The following is a 1249-nucleotide window of genomic DNA, read 5'->3' on the forward strand; positions in this document are numbered from 1 at the left end:
GCGGTGGGGGCGCGGGCACCAGCCCCACCCACCCCAGACAGCGACCAGCAGCCGATCGGGAGCGGGGGCGCGGCAAATCGCTACGCGCTCCTCACATCTCAGCGTCCGACGGCCGTCCGGGGCTGGGAATGGGCCGCCTACGACTGCTGGTTGCCGGAGGCCGGTGGGCGGCGATCGGTTGCTCTGTTACTCCGTGACCAGGGCCATGATGAGGCCGTCGTAGCCCTTGCTGCCGACCGTCTGCAGGGCCGTGGCGGTCAGTTGGGGGTGCTCCGCGATGAGTTCGGTGAAGCGGCGGACGCCCTGCACGCGAGGGTCGGAGCTGGTGGAGTCGACCACGGCGCCGTCGCGGACGACGTTGTCACCGATGATGACGCTGCCGGGACGGGTGAGCTTGAGGGCCCATTCGAGGTACTGGGGATTGGACGGCTTGTCCGCGTCGATGAAGACCACGTCGAACGGCGCGACGTCCGTGAGTTCCGGGAGGAGGTCGATGGCCCTTCCGCGACGGATGTCGACGACGTGCTCCAACCCGGCGCGCGCGATGTTCGCGCCGGCGACGTCGGCGCACTGCTCGTCGACTTCCAAGGTCACCAACTGCCCGCCTTCGGGAAGCGCGCGGGCGAGCCAGATGGTGCTGTAGCCGCCCAGGGTGCCGATCTCCAGGATGGTGCGGGCCCCACGGATCCTGGCGAGGAGGTGCAGAAGCTTTCCCTGGTTCGGAGCGACCTGGTGGGCCGGCAGCTCCGCCGCCTCAATGTCCGCTGTGGCGGCCGTCAAGGCCTCGTCCTCCTCGACCAACAACCCGTCGAAGTATGCGTCGACGGCCGTCCAGGTCTGCTGACCCACCGGGATCCCCTCTCATCAGCACTGCGTTCCCACTACATTCCCAAAGGGAACTTACCTCAGAACCCCTCTCCCCTTCATCAGTTTGTTGCATGCCTATTCCCAGCCCCGGACGGCCGTCGGACGCTGAGATGTGAGGAGCGCGTAGCGATTTGATGCGCCCCCGCTCCCGATCGGCTGCTGGTCGCTGTCTGGTGTAGGTGGGGCTGGTGCCCGCGCCCCCACCGCCGATCGGGCTCGGTGATGGGGCTTGGCCGGCCCCCGGGGGAAGTTGACCCCTGCATCCCTGATGTCCCCGCCCCTGGACATGAACACTGGTGACCGTTCTTTTGGGGGCTTCCCGTCTGTCCTCGAATGTTCCGGGTCGGGCCGGTCGGTCAAGGGTGGCCGAAGGCCATCGCGA

Annotated in this window: 1 protein-coding gene; it reads right to left on the minus strand. The window is 67.9% G+C overall.

What is annotated here, in order from left to right:
- Positions 1 to 186: 186 nt before the first annotated feature.
- On the minus strand, positions 187 to 849 hold the full coding sequence (locus tag AB0D48_RS37430; protein ID WP_362407846.1) for an O-methyltransferase: 663 nt from the start codon (positions 847 to 849) through the stop codon (positions 187 to 189).
- Between the last annotated feature and the right edge of the window lie 400 nt (positions 850 to 1249).

The organism is Streptomyces sp. NPDC048269 (assembly GCF_040652395.1).
GTDB lineage: Bacteria > Actinomycetota > Actinomycetes > Streptomycetales > Streptomycetaceae > Streptomyces.